At 70.8% G+C, this 2,623-nt stretch carries 3 protein-coding genes; 2 read left to right on the top strand and 1 reads right to left on the bottom strand.

Annotation, left to right across the window (positions count from 1 at the left end; translation table 11 throughout):
- Positions 1-175: 175 nt before the first annotated feature.
- Positions 176-691, bottom strand: coding sequence for a PaaI family thioesterase (locus AB0J68_RS30665; RefSeq protein WP_354856036.1), 516 nt, complete (start codon positions 689-691; stop codon positions 176-178).
- A 55-nt stretch (positions 692-746) separates the two neighbouring features.
- Between AB0J68_RS30665 and AB0J68_RS30660 the strand changes: the two genes are divergently transcribed.
- Positions 747-1,223: a helix-turn-helix domain-containing protein gene (locus AB0J68_RS30660; RefSeq protein ID WP_363942194.1), complete on the top strand. Its 477-nt coding sequence runs from the start codon at positions 747-749 to the stop codon at positions 1,221-1,223.
- A 330-nt stretch (positions 1,224-1,553) separates the two neighbouring features.
- The gene (locus AB0J68_RS30655) at positions 1,554-2,597 is read left to right on the top strand and encodes a S1 family peptidase (RefSeq protein ID WP_363942191.1); all 1,044 of its coding nucleotides are present in this window, start codon (positions 1,554-1,556) and stop codon (positions 2,595-2,597) included.
- Positions 2,598-2,623: the final 26 nt, after the last annotated feature.

Raw genomic sequence — 2,623 nt, 5'->3', positions numbered from 1 at the left:
GCCGCCCCGGCACCGCTCACCGGAAACGTCGAACCCCAACCCGCTCCCCGGACACTCCCACCCCACCAGATCCGTTGATCATGAAGTTATTGCCCCGACACGCCGACGAGGCGGGCAATAACTTCATGATCAACCCGCCGTTTGGGGCGGTGGGGCGGTGGGGCGGTTGGGGGGGTTAGGGGGTTGGGGGGAGGGGGAACAGGAGGCAGGTGCTTGTCGCGTGGGCGATCAGGCGGGCGTTCGCGTCGGTGAGGCGGGCTTCGGCCAGGGCCGTGCGGCGACCGCGTTGCAGCACCGTGCCCTCGCAGCGCAGCGTGCCGCTGTCGACGGTGACCGGGCGCAGGAACTTCACGTTCAGGTCCAGCGAGGTGTAGCCGACCCCGGCGGGCAGCGTGGTGTGCACGGCACAGGCGGCGGCGGTGTCCAGCAGGGTCGAGATGACGCCACCGTGGACGGTGCCCAGCGGGTTGTAGTGGAACTCCTGGGGGACCAGCTCGACGGCGACCCGACCCTCGTCGGCCTCCATCCGGGCCATGTCGATCAGGTGCATCACCGGGGGTGCGGCCAGTTCTCCGGCGATCATCGCGCGGAGCAGGTCGATGCCGCTGCGCCGACCGACCTGCGCGGCGTTGGCCGCCGGGTCGGACCAGGTGAAGGTACGGCTGCGCGCCGGCTCCTGGGTCTGTGTCATGGACGCAGCGTCGCAGGACGTTGCTGAGTCTGTCAATGAGACCTAGCCTGGTCGGATGAGACCCGGGGCACTGGACTGGTCGGTGGAGAACTGCACCATCGCCCGCGCGATGGAGATCCTCGGCGAGCGGTGGACCATGGTGGTGCTGCGCGAGGTGTTCAGCGGCGTGCGGCGCTTCGACGACATGCGGGTCCGCACCGGTATTCCGCGCCAGGTTCTCACCAACCGGCTGGCGGTGCTCGTCGAGCGGGGCGTTCTGCGTCGTGAGCCGTACCGGGAGCCCGGCAGCCGGCTGCGCCACGAGTACCGGCTGACGGAGAAGGGTCTGGCCCTCTGGCCGGTGCTGGTCGCCGTGCTCGGGTGGGGTGACCGGTACCTGGCCGACGCCGAGGGCTCGCCGTTGAGCGTGGGGCATCGCGACTGCGGCGCCCCGGTTCGCGTCGAGCTGCGCTGCGCCGAGGGGCACCCGGTGGATGATCCCCGCGACGTGCTGCCCCGCCCGGGTCCCGGCGCGCGCCGCCGTACCCCCTGACGCCGCCCACCGCCGCCCGCCGTGCGGCCCGATCCGTGGTGATCCGGCGGCGGGGGTTGTGGCGTCAACGGCGTCGGTCGGCGAGTGGTGTCCGAAACGGATCCGGCGGTCCTCAGGGCTGTGACGGCAGGTGCCCGCGAACGTGTCCGCGGTGTTGCGGCGGTGTGACTGGCGCGGGTCGACGAATTCGGGCGAAACCAGGTCTTGTCAATGATCTTAAGTATGTGAATACTTCTGTTCACTCGGCCGGTTCTCGCAGATCGGCCGGGTCGCCCCTCGGGTCAGCCACCCCCGGCCAGACCCGTCTCCCCCGCCCAGGAGGTTTGTTACATGCGACCCACGAGGTCCTCATTCCGCGTTGCGGCGACTGTTGCCGTGAGCGGAACCCTGGTCGTCGGCTCGCTCATCGGCGCACCCGCCCAGGCCGCCCCCGCCGCCTCGCCCGACGCCGCCGCCGCCCTCTCCGCTCAGCTCGGCGACCGCTCCGCCGGCTCGTACATCGACGCCAGCGGCAAGACCGTCGTCACGGTGACCGACGCCGCCGCCGCCCGCACGGTCAGCAAGGCCGGAGCGAGCGTCCGATACGTCACCCGCGGCGCCGCCGAGCTCAACCGGGCCACCGCCGAGCTGGAGCGCTCGGCGAAGATCCCGGGCACCGCCTGGTGGAGCGACCCGATCACCAACCAGGTGGTCGTCTCCGTCGACAGCACCGTCACCGGCGCCAAGCTGGAGCGGGTCAAGGCCGCTGCCGCGCGCGCCAACGGCGCGGTACGCGTCGAGGCCGAGGCCGGCGTGCTCAGCACCCGCATCTCGGGTGGCCAGGCCATCTACACCGGCGGCTACCGCTGCTCGCTCGGCTTCAACGTGCGCAGCGGCAGCACCTACTACTTCCTGACCGCCGGGCACTGCACCAACCTCGGCACCAACTGGTACTCGAACTCCAGCCAGACCACCCTGCTGGGCACCCGTGCCGGCACCAGCTTCCCGGGCAACGACTACGGCATCGTGCGGCACAACAACTCCGCGAACGCCGCCGGCAACGTCTACCTCTACAACGGCAGCTACCGGGACATCACCGGCTCCGGCAACGCGTCGGTCGGCCAGTCGGTGCAGCGCTCCGGCAGCACCACCGGCCTGCGCAGCGGCTCGGTGTCCGCGACCAACGCCACGGTGAACTACGCCGAGGGTTCGGTCTCCGGCCTGATCCGCACCAACGTCTGCGCCGAGGGTGGCGACAGCGGTGGCTCGCTCTTCTCCGGTAGCACCGCGCTCGGCCTCACCTCCGGCGGTAGCGGTAACTGCAGCAGCGGCGGGACGACCTACTTCCAGCCCGTTACCGAGGCCCTGAGCGTCTACGGCGTCAGCGTCTTCTGATCGATTCACCGCACGCGGGTCGCCGG

This window comes from Micromonospora sp. NPDC049580, from assembly GCF_040675595.1.
Taxonomy (GTDB): Bacteria; Actinomycetota; Actinomycetes; order Mycobacteriales; family Micromonosporaceae; genus Micromonospora.
Note: the sequence above shows the minus strand (reverse complement) of the source record. Positions and strands in the feature narration are given on the sequence as shown.

Bases quoted from the DNA above. Each gene is read 5' to 3' on its own strand.
- AB0J68_RS30665 (WP_354856036.1), bottom strand. From the start codon at position 691: ATGACACAGACCCAGGAGCCGGCGCGCAGCCGTACCTTCACCTGGTCC.
- AB0J68_RS30660 (WP_363942194.1), top strand. From the start codon at position 747: ATGAGACCCGGGGCACTGGACTGGTCGGTGGAGAACTGCACCATCGCC.
- AB0J68_RS30655 (WP_363942191.1), top strand. From the start codon at position 1,554: ATGCGACCCACGAGGTCCTCATTCCGCGTTGCGGCGACTGTTGCCGTG.